The sequence below is a fragment of the Massilia forsythiae genome, assembly GCF_012849555.1.
Lineage (GTDB): Bacteria > Pseudomonadota > Gammaproteobacteria > Burkholderiales > Burkholderiaceae_D > Telluria > Telluria forsythiae.
Window position 1 is genome coordinate 5,231,901 of sequence record NZ_CP051685.1, and the last position, 16,386, is coordinate 5,248,286.

Annotated in this window: 19 protein-coding genes; 8 read left to right on the forward strand and 11 right to left on the reverse strand. The window is 67.4% G+C overall.

What is annotated here, in order from left to right:
* Positions 1–29: 29 nt before the first annotated feature.
* From HH212_RS21925 to HH212_RS21945, 5 genes are all read left to right on the forward strand, one after another.
* Positions 30–2,453, forward strand: a complete 2,424-nt coding sequence (locus tag HH212_RS21925; protein ID WP_170204439.1) for a hypothetical protein — start codon at positions 30–32, stop codon at positions 2,451–2,453.
* Between the two features lie 114 nt (positions 2,454–2,567).
* A complete protein-coding gene (locus HH212_RS21930; protein WP_169433517.1) occupies positions 2,568–2,942 on the forward strand; it encodes a hypothetical protein in 375 nt (124 codons plus the stop codon).
* On the forward strand, positions 2,939–3,616 hold the full coding sequence (locus tag HH212_RS21935) for a C39 family peptidase (protein ID WP_170204440.1): 678 nt from the start codon (positions 2,939–2,941) through the stop codon (positions 3,614–3,616). Before HH212_RS21930 ends, HH212_RS21935 begins: the two co-directional genes overlap by 4 nt.
* A gap of 11 nt (positions 3,617–3,627) precedes the next feature.
* Positions 3,628–4,143, forward strand: coding sequence for a hypothetical protein (locus HH212_RS21940; protein ID WP_170204441.1), 516 nt, complete (start codon positions 3,628–3,630; stop codon positions 4,141–4,143).
* 22 nt (positions 4,144–4,165) lie between these two features.
* Entirely contained in the window at positions 4,166–5,578 is a 1,413-nt protein-coding gene (locus HH212_RS21945) for an acetate kinase (RefSeq protein WP_229217404.1), read from the forward strand.
* A 159-nt stretch (positions 5,579–5,737) separates the two neighbouring features.
* Here the strand turns inward: HH212_RS21945 and lpxO are convergent, their stop codons facing one another.
* From lpxO to mltG, 11 genes are all read right to left on the reverse strand, one after another.
* Complete coding sequence (lpxO, locus tag HH212_RS21950) at positions 5,738–6,637, reverse strand: lipid A hydroxylase LpxO (RefSeq protein ID WP_170204442.1); 900 nt, start codon at positions 6,635–6,637, stop codon at positions 5,738–5,740.
* A 172-nt stretch (positions 6,638–6,809) separates the two neighbouring features.
* Positions 6,810–7,043, reverse strand: coding sequence for a DUF6139 family protein (locus tag HH212_RS21955; RefSeq protein ID WP_170204443.1), 234 nt, complete (start codon positions 7,041–7,043; stop codon positions 6,810–6,812).
* 155 nt (positions 7,044–7,198) lie between these two features.
* The gene (locus HH212_RS21960; protein WP_170204444.1) at positions 7,199–7,399 is read right to left on the reverse strand and encodes a hypothetical protein; all 201 of its coding nucleotides are present in this window, start codon (positions 7,397–7,399) and stop codon (positions 7,199–7,201) included.
* A 164-nt stretch (positions 7,400–7,563) separates the two neighbouring features.
* On the reverse strand, positions 7,564–8,505 hold the full coding sequence (locus tag HH212_RS21965) for a class I SAM-dependent methyltransferase (protein WP_170204445.1): 942 nt from the start codon (positions 8,503–8,505) through the stop codon (positions 7,564–7,566).
* Positions 8,506–8,736: 231 nt separating this feature from the next.
* Positions 8,737–9,408, reverse strand: coding sequence for an ankyrin repeat domain-containing protein (locus HH212_RS21970; RefSeq protein ID WP_229217405.1), 672 nt, complete (start codon positions 9,406–9,408; stop codon positions 8,737–8,739).
* Positions 9,409–9,438: 30 nt separating this feature from the next.
* Positions 9,439–10,221, reverse strand: a complete 783-nt coding sequence (locus tag HH212_RS21975; RefSeq protein ID WP_170204446.1) for a TatD family hydrolase — start codon at positions 10,219–10,221, stop codon at positions 9,439–9,441.
* A gap of 57 nt (positions 10,222–10,278) precedes the next feature.
* Positions 10,279–10,797 (reverse strand): GNAT family N-acetyltransferase, encoded by a 519-nt coding sequence (locus tag HH212_RS21980; protein WP_170204447.1) that lies wholly within the window; start codon positions 10,795–10,797, stop codon positions 10,279–10,281.
* Positions 10,798–10,861: 64 nt separating this feature from the next.
* Positions 10,862–11,239 carry a PilZ domain-containing protein gene (locus HH212_RS21985; protein WP_170204448.1) on the reverse strand — a complete coding sequence of 126 codons (378 nt, stop codon included), beginning with the start codon at positions 11,237–11,239 and terminating at the stop codon, positions 10,862–10,864.
* Positions 11,240–11,269: 30 nt separating this feature from the next.
* Positions 11,270–12,316, reverse strand: a complete 1,047-nt coding sequence (locus HH212_RS21990) for a DNA polymerase III subunit delta' (RefSeq protein ID WP_170204449.1) — start codon at positions 12,314–12,316, stop codon at positions 11,270–11,272.
* Positions 12,313–12,978, reverse strand: a complete 666-nt coding sequence (tmk, locus tag HH212_RS21995; protein WP_170204450.1) for a dTMP kinase — start codon at positions 12,976–12,978, stop codon at positions 12,313–12,315. Before tmk ends, HH212_RS21990 begins: the two co-directional genes overlap by 4 nt.
* Complete coding sequence (gene mltG, locus HH212_RS22000; protein ID WP_170204451.1) at positions 12,975–13,979, reverse strand: endolytic transglycosylase MltG; 1,005 nt, start codon at positions 13,977–13,979, stop codon at positions 12,975–12,977. The genes tmk and mltG overlap by 4 nt, the downstream gene beginning before the upstream one ends.
* 215 nt (positions 13,980–14,194) lie before the next feature.
* Between mltG and ygfZ the strand changes: the two genes are divergently transcribed.
* Genes ygfZ through HH212_RS22015 form a run of 3 tightly spaced genes read left to right on the forward strand, consistent with a single transcriptional unit; the run spans position 14,195 to position 16,362 of the window.
* A complete protein-coding gene (gene ygfZ / locus HH212_RS22005; RefSeq protein ID WP_170204452.1) occupies positions 14,195–15,268 on the forward strand; it encodes a CAF17-like 4Fe-4S cluster assembly/insertion protein YgfZ in 1,074 nt (357 codons plus the stop codon).
* Positions 15,269–15,610: a DUF4936 family protein gene (locus tag HH212_RS22010; RefSeq protein WP_308633222.1), complete on the forward strand. Its 342-nt coding sequence runs from the start codon at positions 15,269–15,271 to the stop codon at positions 15,608–15,610.
* Positions 15,601–16,362 (forward strand): NRDE family protein, encoded by a 762-nt coding sequence (locus HH212_RS22015; protein ID WP_170204453.1) that lies wholly within the window; start codon positions 15,601–15,603, stop codon positions 16,360–16,362. The genes HH212_RS22010 and HH212_RS22015 overlap by 10 nt, the downstream gene beginning before the upstream one ends.
* Positions 16,363–16,386 lie beyond the last annotated feature (24 nt).

Consider the following 16,386-nt stretch of genomic DNA (forward strand, 5'->3'; position numbering starts at 1 on the left):
ATACGTCAATACCCAGAGGGGAATTTAGAATGAACAAGACTTTGCTCGTGACCGCTATCTCGCTCGCTTTCTCGGTGGGCGCACAAGCGCAAACCACGATCGATGCACGTGAAGGCAGCACCTCCACCATCAGCAACACCACCAACACTGCGACCGACAGCGGCAACACGAACAACCAGGCTTACAACACCAGCACCAACACGAACACCCAGACGGACAACAGCCAGCTGGCCAACAACAACCAGACCTACAACACGGACAGCAGCAACCGTAGCAACACCCAGACCGACAGCAGCAACCGCAGCAACACCAACACCCAGACCGACAGCAGCAACCGCAGCGTCAACACCAACACCAACACCTCGACCAACAACCAGGCCGACAACAGCAACCGCAGCATCAACACCAACACTGCGAACACCAACACCCAGACCGACAGCAGCGACCGCAGCACCCGCACCACCAACACCTCGACCAACAACCAGGCCGACAGCAGCAACCGCAGCATCAACACCAGCACTGCGAACACCAATACCAATACCAACACGAACACCCAGACCGACAGCAGCGATCGCAGCGTTCGTAACACCACCACCAACACGTCGACCGACAACCGCGTCGCCAATACCGACAACAGCAACCGCAGCAACAACCAGACCTTCAACACCGACAACAGCGACAACAGCGACCGCAGCACCCGCACCACCACCACGACGAACACGGACAACAGCGACAACAGCCAGCGTACCGCGACCACCAACACGTCGACCAACAACTCGAACCAGAACAACGGCGACCGCAACAGCAGCAGCGGCTCCTCGACCGCGTCGGCCATCGGCTCGACCGCTGCCAACAACGGCGGCACCGCCAGCTCGTCGTTCTCGAACGCGTTCAACACCTCGAACGCCTACTCGACCAGCAACCTGACCGGCAACGTCTCGGGTAACTCGATCTCGAACATCGGCAACACCGCCGCCAACACCGGCAACGCCAACGGCGCAGCAGGCACCGGCGCAGCAGGCGCGGCCGGTTCGAGCGGCAACGTCGCTGCCACCGGCGGCGCAGGCGCAGCCTCGGGCAACGCCAACGGCGCAGCAGGCGCCATGGGCGGCACCGCCACCAACGGCTCGGCCACCTCGGGCAACGTCTCGGCCGGTTCGGCAACCGCCGGTGCAGGCGGCGCGGGCGGCGCAGGCGGCTACGCGTCGACCGGCGCAGGCGGCACGGGTGGCGTCGGTGGCGCCGGCGGCACCAGCGGTGCGGCTTCGGCAACCGGCGGCGCCGGCGCAGCAGGCGGCCTGGGCGGCGCAGCTGCCGGCGGCAACGGCGGCTCGACCGGCGCCCTGACCGGCGGCAACGGCGGCGCATCGGGCAGCGTCTACGCAGGTACCGGCGGCGCCGGCGGCACCACCGGTTCGGCAACCGGCGGCGCCGGTGCGGCAGGCGGCCTGGGCGGCGCAGGCGGCTCGGGCGCAGCAGGCGGCATGGGCGGCATGGGCGGCAACGGCGCAGCAGGCGGCGCGGCCGGCAATGCAGGCGCAACGGCGTCGACCGGCGGCGCAGGCGCAAGCAACGGCGCGGGCGGCAGCTACGCCACCTCGGGCATGGCATCGACCACCCCGTCGTCGTCGACCCCGTCGGACAGCGGCAGCGGCATGGGCGTCGGTAGCGGCACCGCAACCGCAGCGGCACCGACCGCTAACGGCGGCGCAGTGACCACCGGCGGTTCAGGTGCACAAGCCGGCACCACCAACGGCGGCGCTGGCGCAGCCGGCGGCGCAGGTGCGGCAGGCGGCATGGGCGGCAGCGGTGCAGCCGGTGCAGCCGGCGGCGCGGGCGGTTCGGGCGCAATGGCATCCAACACCTCGGGCGGCGGCGCGGCAGGCGGCGCAGCCAACGGTGCAGCAGGCGGCGCAGGTTCGAGCCTGACCTCGACCGCAGGTGCAGGCGCAGGCAACACCGCCGGCGCGGGCGGCGCGGGCGGCGCGGGCGCCACCGGCACCGGCACCTCGGGTGCCGCCGGTAGCGGCGCGGCAGGCGGCGCAGGCGCGTCGAGCGGCTACGCTTCGAACACCTCGGGCGCCGGCGCAACCGGCGGTGCAGCCACCACCGGTTCGGCCACCTCGGGCACGGCCACCAACGGTTCGGCAACCGCAGGCAACGGCGGCAACGGCGGCAACGGCGGTTCCTCGACCGGCGGCGCAGGCGGTTCGCTGGCAGCCATCACCACCGGCAACGGCTTCGGCGGCAACGGCGGCATGGGCATCGGCGGCGCAGGCGGCACCAACAGTGTGAATGCAGGTTCGTTCAACATGTCGAACAACATGAACACCGTCGGCACCGGCGCAGCGGGCGTCACCGTGGTCAGCCAGAACAACGGCTTCTCCTCGCTGATCCAGCAGAGCGTCAACGTGCAGAGCAACCTGGCCCTGGGCCAAGGTTCGCCGAAGTAATCGTCAGGTCGAACTGCCGTGCCTTCGGGCACGGCAGTTTTTTGTCGCAAACGGGGGTAGAGAATGCAGCATCAAGTCACTCACAGAATCGTCGTCCGCGCATGCAGCCTTGCCATGTTCGCGGCGCTGGCATCGTCGGCCTGGGCCGCCCCGAACGAGACCGTGGACGCCGGTACGGCATCCGCCCGGTCCCTGTTCACGGCCCAGCACGCGATCAGCGCCCATGAACCGGCCGCGCAGGATGCCGGTGCGGCGAATGACGTGAACCTCGACCAGCAGCGTGGCGGCACGGATACCACGACCACCAACAACGCCATGCATCTGGATGGCTCGGTGGGCAACAACAGCGCCACCAACGTGGTGACCGGCTCGAACAGCATCAGCGCCGGTTCCTTCGCCAACATGTCCGGTATCCCGGTGGTGATCCAGAACAGCGGCGCCAACGTCCTGATCCAGAACGCCACCATCATCAACCTGCAGTTGAAATGAAACGACACGCACTGACCCTTCTGTGCGCATTACTGGGCGCCGCCGGCGCCAGGGCGGCCGACGTGCCGCTCGCCAGCGGCGCCCGCTTCAACGTTCCGGTGCACAGCCTCAAGGAACTACGCTTCACCTCCACGCTGCGCCAGCAATACGACTTCAGCTGCGGCTCGGCCGCGCTGGCCACCCTGCTGACGCACCATTACGATTACCCGATCAGCGAGACCAATGCCTTCCAGTCGATGTGGGCCCACGGCGACCAGGAAAAGATCAAACGCGAAGGCTTCTCGCTGCTCGACATGCAGCGCTACCTGGGCTCGATCGGCTTCAAGGCGGACGGATTCCGCCAGCCGCTCGCCAAGCTCTTCGAAGCGAAACTGCCGGCGATCGTGCTGATCACCGAAAAAGGCTACAATCACTTCGTCGTCGTCAAGGGCGCCGAGGACGGCCGCATCCTGCTGGGCGACCCGTCCAGCGGCACCCGCGCCATGCAGCAGAAGGACTTCGAGGCCATCTGGCCGACCAAGCTGCTGTTCGTGATCCACGAATCGCCGACCAAGCCGCAATTCAACCTGACCGCCGACTGGCGCGCCGCGCCGCACGCGCCGGTGGACGAAGCCGTCAGCCGCACCGCCCTCGACCTCAGCAGCCTGCCGAAATTCGGTCCCGGCGATTTTTGAACAGGAATTCCATGCGCTTACCACTCCAGATCGCTCTCACCCTGGCCGGCGCGGCGCTCGCCGCCCAGGCCCTGGCAGCCTCGCCGCAAGTCGTGCTCGACCGGTCGCAGTTCGTTTCGCAGCAGGCGGTCGATCCGGCCACGCTCGACGATTACCGCGGCGGCTTCGTCACCGACACCGGCCTGTCCGTCTCGCTCGGTCTGGAGCGCATCGTCACCATCAACGGCAACGTTGCCGACCGCACCAGCATCGAACTGGGCGACCTCGGCAGCCTCACCAGCGGCAAGACCACCCTGTCCGGTACTGCCGCCAACCAGCTGATGCTGATCCAGAACGGCGCCGCGCAATCGCTCCAGGCCGGTGCTTCGCTGCTGGGGGGCACGATTATCCAGAACAGCCTGAACGATCAATTAATTAATAATGCTACAATAATTAATGCCAGCGTGAATGCCCGGGGGATGCTGCAGTCGATGAACTTCCAGTCCACCCTGTCGAACGCTTTGAATACTGCCGCGACCGGAAGATAGCGGCGCAACCGGAGAAACACAGATGCAAAAAATTCCAGCGCTGTACAGCGTGATCGGCCTTGCCGCCGCCCTCGCCTGTACCCCAGCCGGCGCCCAGACCGGACCCGAGCTGCTGGAACAGTTGAAGGTCATGCGCCAACAACTGGAACAACAACGCGCGCGCGTCGATGCGCTCGAACAGCAGCTGCGCGCCAACGGCGCCGCCCAGCCGATGGGCGCCGCCGGCACCATCGCCCCTTCCCAGCTCGACCGCCTGCGCGGCACCGGCCCGAATGCCGCCGCGCCTGCCCAGGCCGCGGTCGCCAGCGATGCCGGCTCGCTCGACGTGCTGCGCGGCACCGGCGGCAGCGGCGAACCGCAGGAAGGCCTGCCGGCGCCGGTCACCGGCAGCGCCACGCCGTCGGTGGAAGCGCCGCGTCCGGTGGTCGCCAACAACCAGCCGGCCGCCGTCGGCCAGGCTCCGGAACAGACCACGCGCACGCCCGAAGTGGCGCCGATCTTCGAAAGCCCGGGCGTGCTGACGCCGCGCGGCCGCATGGTGTTCGAACCGTCGGTCCAGTACGGCTACTCGTCGAGCAACCGCGTATCGCTGGTCGGCTACACCGTGATCCCGGCGCTGCTGATCGGCCTGCTGGACGTGCGCGAGGTCAAGCGCAACACCACCACCGCCAGCGCCGCCTTCCGTTACGGCTTCAGCAACCGCCTGGAAGTCGAGGCGCGCATCCCGTACGTGTACCGCAGCGACTCCACCGTCAGCCGCGAACTGTTCACCGGCACCTCGAACGAGCGCGCCTTTGAAACCAGCGGTAAGCACGTGGGCGACGTCGAACTCGGCGCGCGCTACCAGCTCAACGACGGCGGCGCCGACAAGCCGTACTACATCGCCGGCGTGCGCCTGAAGTCGCGCACCGGCCGCGATCCGTTCGAAGTGGTGACCGATTGCCAGACCCGCTGCCTGGGCGAGAACGTCACCGGCACCGGCCTGCCGCTGGACCTGCCGACCGGTTCCGGCTTCTACTCGATGCAGCCGAGCCTGACCTTCCTGCTGCCGTCCGATCCGGCGATCTTCTTCGGCAGCGTCAGCTACACGCACAATTTTGCGCGCGACAACGTCTACCGCACCGTGCTGGACGGCAATCGCGAACTGCTCGGCAAGATCAATCCGGGCGACGTGTTCGGCTTCAACCTGGGCATGGGCCTGGCGCTCAACGAAAAGGCCTCGTTCAGTATCGGCTACGACCACAACTCGGTCTCGCGCATGAAGCAGAACGGCCAGATCATCCCGGGCTCGGTGCGCATGCAGCTGGGCACCCTGCTGCTGGGCGGTTCCTACCGCCTGACGCCGCAGCGCACCCTGAACGTCTCGGTCGGCGCCGGCATGACGCGCGACACGCCGGACGTGACGCTGATGGTGCGCATGCCGTTCAACCTGTAAGGCATTTTCGATGGATATAAAAAGGGCCACGTTCGTGGCCCTTTTTGTTGGCATCCAACGCGTCCGAACATCGTTCGCGCCGTCGCAGTTCAAACGGTGCGTGCGGTGATTGAACGCGTGGACGGGAAACCCGGCTAGGCGCCCCCGTCCACCCTACGATCAAATGTAATAGATCAGCGCAGCCAGGCCGACGATCAAGCCCACCTTGGTCAGCTTGTACGCGGTCTTGTTCCACGCCTTGTAGCGGCGGCGGTATTGCCCCATCACGTGCGACACGCGGAACAGCTTGCTGACCAGGCCGGTCTGGTCGCCGCTCTCGTTGGGCGAGGCGGCGGCGGTCATCATCGTGCGGCCCAGCCAGCGGTTGACGGCCTGCATCCAGCCGAAGCGCATCGGGCGCTCGACGTCGCAGAAGAGGATCACGCGGTCGCTGTCGCTGCCGTTGATGGCCCAGTGGATATAGGTTTCGTCGAAGATCACGCCTTCGCCGTCGCGCCAGCTGTACTTCTGGCCGTCGACGTCGATGAAGCAGCGGTCGTCGTTCGGCGTGGCCAGGCCCAGGTGATAACGCATCGAGCCGGCGAACGGATCGCGGTGCGGATTCAGCTTGGCGCCCGGCGGCAGTTCGGCGAACATCGCCGCCTTGACCGAGGGGATGCCCTGCAGCAGCGCATGGGTGCGCGGGCACAGGCGCTCGGCCGACGGGTGGCTGGCGTCGTACCACTTCAGGTAGAAGCGCTTCCAGCCGGTCTTGAAGAAGGAATTGAAGCCGGCGTCATTGTTTTCCTCGGCTGCCTTGATCTTTTTCAGCGCCAGCAAGTGCTCGGCTTCTTCGCGGATGACTTGCCAGTTTTCCTGCAGCACCGACAATTCCGGGAATTCGCGCACCGCGATGTAGGGCGTGCTCGGCACCCGCGAGAACATATGCATGAAGATATTGATTGGCGCCATGAACGACGAATGGTCGAACAGCTGGCGGCCGAACGGCAGCCTCACCTTGCCGCGGAAATGGATGTGCAGAATCGAAAGGATGAGAAAACCGACCACTGCCCACTTCATTGCGCCTCCAGACCCATCCGTGACCGCGGCCGGCGGCAGGATGTCACATTAATCGAGGCGCAAGGATAGCATATGGAAAGAAGAACGGTTCGAGCCCGCCTTTCCTCACCGAGGAATGGCGGGCTCGAACCGGGGATGGCGACGGATCCGTCGCCGCATCGCTACTGGGCGCTTACTGCACTGCCTTGGCGGAAGTCACGGCATAGCCTTTTTCCGACAGCTGGTTCGACAGCTTCTCGATCTGGTAGTCGTCCAGCTGCTCGGCATTGTCATCGACCTCGACGGCGCGGGCTTCGATTTCCCAGTCGGTATTGGTGGCTTCCTCGGGGATGGGCTTGGTCTCGGGGACTGCCAGGTAAGAGAATTTGCCGTCGTGTTCGGCCCTGCGGTAAATGTCCAAGCGCATAGTCGTTTTCCTTTTAAAAGCATGGCGATCGGATGAAAGCCATCGGTAAGGTCACGATAGGCGAATGGCCGGCTGTGGTCTGTTAATGGACGCACACTGCACCGGCAACAATGTACGCGCTGCATGAGGACGACGCACGGCCAGGCCGGGAGGCGTCAGCGACCGGGCGAGCCGCCCAGCAAACGTGCCGGCAGCAGCACGATGGCGCGCAGCAGTTCGAACACGGCCTCGACGCCGATACCGAGCAGGCGCAGCGGCAACAACAGCAGCCATGCCAGCGGATACAGCACCAGCGCCAGCAGGGCCAGCGGCCAGCACAGGAACAACAGCAACAACCAGAACAGGAAACCCAGCATCGTCCGCTCCTTCGGCAAGCCCGACGCCGGGGATCGGCGTCACGGCGTTACTCTAGCGAGGCGCCGTGCGGGCGGCAATCGGCGTGCGACGGACGGCGCCCGGGCGGGACGAACGGGGCCACGGCGGGCGCGAACGGCGCGCGCGGCAGCCGAGATGTCGGCGCTCAGGCGAAGGCGGCGTCGTGCACGCGCAGCGGTTCCTGCAACACCGGCGCCGCCTGCGCCGGCACCGCCAGGTCGGCGCGGATCGACGCTTCCAGCGACGGAATCGAGCCGCCGGCGCGGTAGGCGAAGCTCACCTGCACCACGTCGCCGGCCTGCACCTCGAGCGGACGCGCCAGCGGCAGCATCATGTAGTGGTTCAGCCAGTCGATGGTGGTGCCGCGCGACTCGATGATCGACAGCACGTTCTTGGTAATGAAGCGCAGCGCATTCAGGCAGCCGCCCTTCTCGATCAGGAACTGGCCTTCCCACGCGATCAGGCTGTCGACCGGCGCGCTGAAGTCGAGGATGCTGTACACGGCCGGCTGGGCCAGCTCGACGCTGCCCGGCGCGATCACGTTGGTCGGCTGGAACTGCACGATCGGCGCATGGAAGCCTTCGAAATCGTATTCCTGCTGCAGCGGCTGTACCGCCATGATCACCGCTTCCGGCATGAACAGCGGCAGCGGGCCGCCGAAACGCGCCAGGTAGCGCTGCTTGAAGGCTTCGATCACCGCAACCTGTTTTTCGCGCAGCATGCCGACGTGGATCATCTCGCAGATCACGATATCGACCGGCTCCGGCGGCAGGTAGTCGAAGGCGTCGGCGTGGACCACCTCGACCTTGTGGCCGTTCGGGTTCATCGCCAGGAAACGGCGCGCCTCGCGCACCATGTCCGGGTTGAACTCGACGCAATACACCTTGTCGGCCTGCTGCGCCGCGAAGAAGGACAGCACACCGGTACCGCCGCCCAGCTCCAGCACCTTTGCGCCCGGCTTGACCGCGTGGAAGATCGCCGACTTGAAACTGTGCATGCGGTTCTGGTCCATCAGCATGTTGTGGTGATAATGGACAGGGATAAATTGCCCCAGGTAGCAGCTTTCGATTTCGCGTTCGTTCAGCATGGTATTCCTCGTTGTCAGCCCCGCGATGCCGCCGGCGCCATGGTTGATTGCATGACTGCATTATCGACATTGACTGAAGGAATTAATGCCTCGAGGAAATGGGTTTTTCTCGTTCAAATCGGCGCTTCGAGCCGGCGCGCCGCCGCGCGAGTGGCGGCCCGGGCAGCAGCGGGGGCGCGCGGTCGCCTGACGCGCCGGCGCCTGATGCGCCACGGGCCGGGCCGCCAGAAGCTAACGCGCCAGTGCGCGCGCGATCGACTTGTGATCGGCGCGTTCGGCGATCTGGGCCGCGGTGAGGCCCTCGCCATTCTTCAGGCGCGCATTGGCGCCATGGGTCAGGAGAAATAGCGCAGCCTCTTCCTGGCCTTCGCGGGCCGCCATCATCAAGGGGGTGAAGCTGCCGCTGGCCGTAGGTGAAACGGCATCGATGCGCGCGCCGTGTTGCAGCAACAGCGCGGCGATATCGACATCGCCGCCGGCCGCCGCGTAGTGCAGCGGGGTCCAGCCCTGGCGGTCGGCCGCCGCGCCCCTGGCCAGCAGCGCCTCGGCCGCCGGGCGGTTGCGCTTGAGGGCGGCCATCATCAGCGCCGTGTTGCCGTTCACGGCGGGGGCGTCGACCCGGGTGGCGGGCGCGTCCAGCAGCACGCGCAGCGCCTTCATCGACCCTTCGCGCACCGCCACCACCAGCGCCGGCTCGCCCACGGGCAGCTGGCGGTTGGCGTCGAAGCCGGCGTCCAGCAGCGATTTCAGCGTGCGCACGTCGTCCATCTGTACCGCGCGCTGCAGTTCGTGCGCCCGTTCCGGCTGCGCCGTCATACCCGGCTGGGCGGCGGCAAGGTTCGCGCCGGCGCCCAGGCAGGCCGCCAGCAGGATGAATCGAAGCGCAGTGCGGCGCGGCATCATGGCGGGCTCCTTGTCGCTGGTGATGGCCGGTCAGTTCCCCGGCACCTTGAACAGGTCGAAGAAATTGGCGGTGGTACGGTCGGCGATCTCGCGCAGCGGCACGTCCTTGAGCGTGGCCAGGTATTCGGCCACGTGCGCCACGTAGCCCGGCTCGTTCATCTTGCCGCGGTACGGCACCGGCGCCAGGTAGGGCGAATCGGTCTCGATCAGGATGCGCTCCAGCGGCAAGGCCCTGGCCACCGCCTGCAGGTCCCTGGCGCTCTTGAAGGTGACGATGCCGGAGAACGAGATATAGAAACCCATCTCGATCGCGGCCTGCGCCACTTCCAGCGATTCGGTAAAGCAATGCATCACGCCGGCCACGCCGCCGTCGGCCGTGCCGGCGCCTTCCTCGCGCAGGATGCGGATGGTGTCTTCGCTGGCGGCGCGGGTGTGGATGATCAGCGGCTTGCGCGTCGCGCGCGAGGCGCGGATGTGGGTGCGGAAGCGCTCGCGCTGCCACTCCAGGTCGCCTTCCAGGCGGTAGTAGTCCAGGCCGGTCTCGCCGATGGCGACGATCTTCGGGTGATCGGCCAGCTCGACCAGCTGCTCGACGGTCGGCTCGGGCGTGTCTTCGTAATCCGGATGGACGCCGACCGATGCGTAGATGTGCGGATATTGCTCGGCCAGCGCGAGCACGCCGGGGAAGTCGGGCAGGTCGACCGAGACGCACAGCGCATGCGAGACCTTGTTCTCGGCCATCCTGGCCAGGACCTCGGGCATGCGCGCAGCCAGCTCGGGGAAATTGATGTGGCAATGGGAATCGATGTACATGCCGCCATTGTACGCGAGGCGGCATGGCGCCGCCCGAGGGCAGCGCCGGGATGCGATTCAAGCCACGCGCTTGCCCAGGATGATCAGGTCGCGCTCGATTCCGTCCAGGTTGGCCACTTTCGGGAAATGCGCCCAGGTATCGAAGCCGTACTTGCGGAACAGCGCTAGGCTGGCGGCGTTGTGGCCGAAGATGAAGCCGAGCAAGGTATGCACCTGGACGTTGGGCGCGAACGCCATCGCCTGTTCCAGGCAATAGCGGCCGATGCCCTTGCCGCGCCAGGCCTCGGCGATGTAGATCGACAGTTCCGCGGTGCCGGAATAAGCCGGGCGGCCGTAGAAATTCGAGTAGGACAGCCAGCCGATGACTTGCGGGTCGTCGGCGGTGTCGGTAGCGTCGTGGATTACCCACAGCGGGCGGCGCTCCGGCGTGTGGTCGGCGAACCAGGCTGCGCGCGAGGCGGCCGTGACCGGTTCGGTGTCGGCGGTGACTTCGCGCGAGGCAATGGTGGAATTGTAGATGTCGACGATGACGGGCAGGTCTTCGACGCGGGCGAGGCGGTGACGATAGGATGGCATGGCAAGGAGCGGCGCGGTGAGGCGCGGTATGGCGGGACGAAAGGGTGGATGGAAGCGGAACGGATTACAGCGTATGGGTGGCGCGCGACGAGCGCAGCGCCGCGCCCAGGATTTCCTCGATGCGCAGCTTGGCGCGCTGCCCGGTCTCGTCGGCCGGGAAATGCACGCCGATGCCCTGCGCCTTGTTGTTGGCGGCGCCCGGCGGCGTGATCCACACCACCTTGCCGGCGATCGGGTATTTGTTGGGATCGTCCATCAGCGACAGGATCAGGTAGATCTCGTCGCCGAGCTTGTGCGGTTTGTTGGTCGGCACGAACATGCCGCCGTTCTTGAGGAAAGGCATGTAGGCGGCGTACAGCGCTGCCTTTTCCTTGATGGCGAGCGACAGCACGGCCGGGCGCGGCGTCTGCGCGGCGTTCGGTTCTACGGGCGTGCCGGTCATCGGATTCCTTTCAAGGGCGGTTTGGCGGCGTCAGGCGCAACAGGCTGTGTAATCCAGCAACATGTCTTCGACGAACAGTTTAGCCGACAACGGGTGATCGGCCACTGCGCGGCGCTCGTTGGCGGACTTGATGGCCCGCATCAGGCCGGCCGTCGGCACCCGCCCGGCCAGCGCCGCCAGTTCGCGCCGGTAACGCGGATAATAGCGGATCGTGCCGGACATCTTGTACGAAAACACGTCGTACAGCCAGCGCTGCTGCCAGGACACCAACGAAGCCAGCGGCGCCTTGCTCAGCTTGTCGGCGGCGCGCAGCGCGGCGTCCACGCTCGGCCGCGCCAGCACCTGCAGCAGCGCGTCCAGCTCGTCGCGGCTGCCGGTCTCGGCCTGGGCCAGCGCCGCCAGCGGGGCGCCGCCCTGCTCGCGCAGCCAGCCATCGGCATCCTGCACGCCCTGCCCCTGCAGCCAGGCCAGGGCCTGCGCATGGTCGGGCAGCGGCAGCGCGAACTTGCGGCAGCGCGACAGGATCGTCGGCAGCAGCCGGTCGAGTCCGTTGGACGCCAGCAGGAACACGGTGCCCGGCGGCGGCTCTTCCAGCGTCTTCAGCAATGCATTACTGGCCGGCATGTTCAGCGCCTCGGCCGGATACAGCACCACCACCCGCAAGCCCTGGCGGTGGGTCGAGATGTTCATGAAGTCGGCCAGCGCGCGCACCTGCTCGATCTTGATATCCTTCGAGGCGGTCTTGGCCGACTTGGCTTTCTTGTCGTCGGCGGCGGCTTCCTCGCCCTCGCCCGGCGCGGCCTCGTCCTCCAGCGCTTCCGGCCGCACGCGGCGGTAATCCGGATGGTTGCCTTGCGCGAACCAGCCGCACGAGGCGCAGGCGCCGCAGGCATGGCCGTCGGCGCGCACGTTTTCGCACAGCAGGGACTGGGCAAAGGCTTCCAGGAAGCCGGACTTGCCGCTGCCGGCCGGACCGTAAAACAGGATCGCGTGCGGCAGGCGCGCGCGCAGTTGCTGCAGCTGCGACCAGGCGTCGTGCTGCCAGGGATAGATGGCCGCGCCGGCGTCCGCGCTCATGCCAGCTTCTCCAGCGCCGTGCGCAAGGCCGTGCGCACCTCGTCGATCGAGCGGGTCGAATCGATCACCGCGAAGCGCTCGGGAAACTGGCTGGCGCGGCGCAGGTATTCGGCGCGGCAGCGCTCGAAGAAATCGGCCTGTTCCTGCTCGAAGCGGTCCAGCGTGCGGCTGGCGTCCAGGCGCGCGCGCGCCACGGACAAGGGCACGTCGAACAGCAGGGTCAGGTCGGGCTGCAGCAGCGGGTGCACCCATTGCTCGAGCGCGTCCAGCCTGGCGCGGTCCATGCCGCGCCCGCCGCCCTGGTAGGCGAAGCTGGCGTCGGTAAAACGGTCGGACAGCACCCAGTCGCCGCGCGCCAGGCCGGGTTCGATCACCTGGGCGATGTGCTCGCGCCGGCTGGCGAACATCAGCAGGGCTTCGGTGTCCAGGTCCATCGTTTCGTGCAGCAGCAGTTCGCGCAGCTTTTCGCCCAGCGCCGTGCCGCCCGGCTCGCGCGACGACACCACGGTCTTGCCGGCCGCCTTCAGCCAGTCGGTGACGAAGCCGATGTGGGTCGACTTGCCGGCGCCGTCGATGCCTTCGAAGGTGATGAAACGCCCGCGCGCCGCGGCGGATGGCAACGGCGCGGGACGGGGAGACGGATGGCTGGATGCTGCGCTCATTGCGGGGCCTTCTGGCGTTGGTACTGGTCGACGGCCTTGTTGTGGTCGCTCAGGCTGGTCGAGAACTGGCTGGTGCCGTCGCCGCGCGAGACGAAGTACAGGGCGTCGGTCCTCGCCGGCGCCAGCGCCGCCGCCAGCGATTGCACGCCCGGCAGCGCGATCGGGGTCGGCGGCAGGCCGGCGCGGGTGTAGGTGTTGTACGGGGTGTCGGTCTCCAGGTCCTTCTTGCGGATCTTGCCCTCGTACTTGTCGCCCATGCCGTAGATGACGGTGGGGTCGGTCTGCAGCAGCATGCCGGTCTTGAGACGGTTGATGAAGACGCCGGCGATCATGGCGCGTTCGCCCTTCTGGCCGGTTTCCTTTTCCACCAGCGAGGCCATCACCAGCGCCTGGTAGGGTTCGGTGTACGGCAAGTCCGGATCGCGTTTGTCCCAGGCCGCCTTGAGGCGTTTCATCATCGCCTCGTGCGCCTGCTTGTAGACCTGCAGGTCGCTGGTGCCCTTGGCGAACAGGTAGGTGTCCGGGAAGAACAGGCCTTCGGCCGCCTTGTAGGACGGCGCCACCTTGGCCAGCAGTTCGGCGTCGGACAGCTTGGCGCTGTCGTGCTTCAGGTCGGGCGCGCTGTTGACCACCTGGCGCATCTGGCGGAAGGTCCAGCCTTCGATCACGGTCAGCGATTGCTGCGCGAACTCGCCGCGCACCAGCTGGGTGAGCAGGCGCCTTGGCGAGGTCTCCGGTTTCAATTCATAGCTGCCGGCCTTGAGCTGGCCGGCCGCGCCGGTGGTGCGCGCCAGGATATTGAACAAATACGGGTTGATGGGCACGCCGGCAGTGACCATCTGCTGCGCTGCGCCGGATACGCCGCTGCCGGAAGCGACCGCGAACGGGACGACCGGCGCCGATGCGGCGGTGATCGGGTGGCCGGCCCACCACTGGAAGCCCGTGACGGCCGCGGCCGCGGCGATCACGCCCGTGACGATGAGTTTTTTTAGTAATGCCATTCTGGATGATTGGATTTCACGCCGTGCCCGGCGCGATTTTGTCGGCAACTCTATAATGCAACGAGGCCGTAATGATAAAGCCCTTGACGCATAACCGGAAATAATTCGCAAGCCGCCATGTCCGGGGCAGCCGATTCATACCGCCGCTCACTTTCGGCCGCCGACTTGCCGTCGCAAGGCGGCACTCCCATCCACCGACAAACGACTGACCATTGATGACTTCCTGGATCGAACACCTCTCCACGCTCGGCGCCCGCTTCCATCCCGACGACGCGGCGCAGGTCGAGGATTTCGGCAACGTGCTGGATGCGCCCGCGCTGGCCGCCGGCTTCGTGGCGCCGGTCACCGACCTGGGGCTGATTGCCGTGAGCGGCGCCGACGCTGCCGGCTTCCTGCACAACCAGCTGACCAACGACATCGAGCACCTGGACGGCGCCACGGCGCGCCTGGCCGGCTACTGCACCCCGAAGGGCCGCCTGCAGGCCACCTTCCTGGCCTGGCGCGGGGTGGATGGCGGCGACGGCGCCGACATCTTCCTGCAGCTGCCGCGCGCGATCCAGGCGCCGCTGCAAAAGCGCCTGTCGATGTTCGTGCTGCGGGCCAAGGCCAGGCTGCGCGACGCCACCGGGGAGGAGGCGCGCGAGGCCGTGCTCGGGCTGGGCGGCGCCGGCGCCGAAGCGGTGCTGCGCGCGCAGGCAGGGGCGCTGCCGGCGCAAGCCTACGGCAAGACCGAGGGCGAGGCCGGCACCGTGATCCGCCTGGCGGACGCGTTCGGCCAGCCGCGCTACCTGTGGCTGACATCCAGCGAGCGCGGCGCCGCCGCCCTGGCGAGCCTGCGCGCGACCCTGGCGCTGGGCGGCAACGCCGCCTGGCGCCTGGCCGCGATCCACGCCGGCGTGCCGCAGATCGATTTGCCGACCCAGGAACAGTTCGTGCCGCAGATGATCAACTACGAGCTGATCGGCGGGGTCAACTTCCGCAAGGGCTGCTATCCGGGCCAGGAAATCGTCGCCCGCAGCCAGTACCTGGGCAAGCTCAAGCGCCGCATGGCGCTGGCCACGCTGGACAACGCCGCCGCGCGCGCCGGTGACGAGGTGTTCGCCGCCGACGACCCGGGCCAGCCGGCCGGCATGGTGGTCAACGCCGCCCCGAACGGCGCCGGCGGCGCCGACGTGCTGGTGGAAATCAAGCTGGCGGCGCTGGAACGGGAAGTGCACCACGGCGCGGCCGGCGGCACGCCCCTGCGCTTTCTGCCGCTGCCGTATGCGCTCGATGCGCTCGATGCCTGATTGCGCGACCTCATGATCGACCTGTACGTCTATTACAAGGTGCGCGCCCACGACGCCGCCGCGCTGGCGCCGCGCGTGCGCGCCATCCAGGCCGCGCTGGCCGCGCGCTGCGCCGCCGCGCCGCAACTGAAGCGCCGCCCCGAACTGCGCGACGGCTTGCAGACCTGGATGGAAATCTATGCCGGCGTCGACGCGGCCTTCGGCGCCGAGCTGGAACGCGCATGCGCCGGCCTGAACTGTTTGATCGCCGGCGCGCGCCGCGCCGAAGTCTTCATCGACCTGGCTGCGGCGGATTTCGCTTCGGCAGCCCTCCCTTCGACGGATTCGACCCAATGTGCCTGATCGTTTTCGCCTGGCGCGTGATCCCCGGCGTGCCGCTGATCGCCTGCGCCAACCGCGACGAATACTACGACCGCCCGGCCACGCCCGCCGGCCCCTGGCCCGACCGTCCCGACATCATCGCCGGCCGCGACCTGCAGGGCGGCGGCAGCTGGATGGGCGTGACCAGGAACGGCCCCGACGGACCGCGCTTCGCCGCCCTCACCAACGTGCGTGCGCCCGGCGACTTCCGCGCCGACGCGCCCACGCGCGGCGCGCTGGTCAGCGATTTCCTCGCGGGCGACCTGGACGCGCCGGCCTACCTGGAGCGCGTCGCCCTGGACGCCGCCGCCTACAACGGCTTCAACCTGGTGCTGGGCGACCGCGCCGGGCTGTACTGGTTCTCGAACCGCGCCGGCGCCGACCAGCGCAACGGCCAGGCACTGGCGCCGGGCATCTACGGCGTTTCCAACGGCCTGCTGGACGCGCCCTGGCCGAAGGTGCTGCGCACCAAGGCCAGCTTCGCCAGCCTGCTGCTGCAGGGTGCGCCCGAGGATGCCTATTTCGAGATGCTGGCCGACACCACGCGCGCGCCCGACCTGCGCCTGCCGGACACCGGCGTGCCGCTCGACCTGGAACGCAGCCTGTCGGCGGTGTGCATCGAGATGCCGGGCCAGGGCTACGGCACCCGGACGTCCACCGTGGTCAGGCTGGTCGACGGCGCCGAGCCGGAACTGCACGAACGGGTGCTGCAGCCCTGCGCCCAGGCTGCCTGAGCAGGCGCACTACTGCCGAAAATA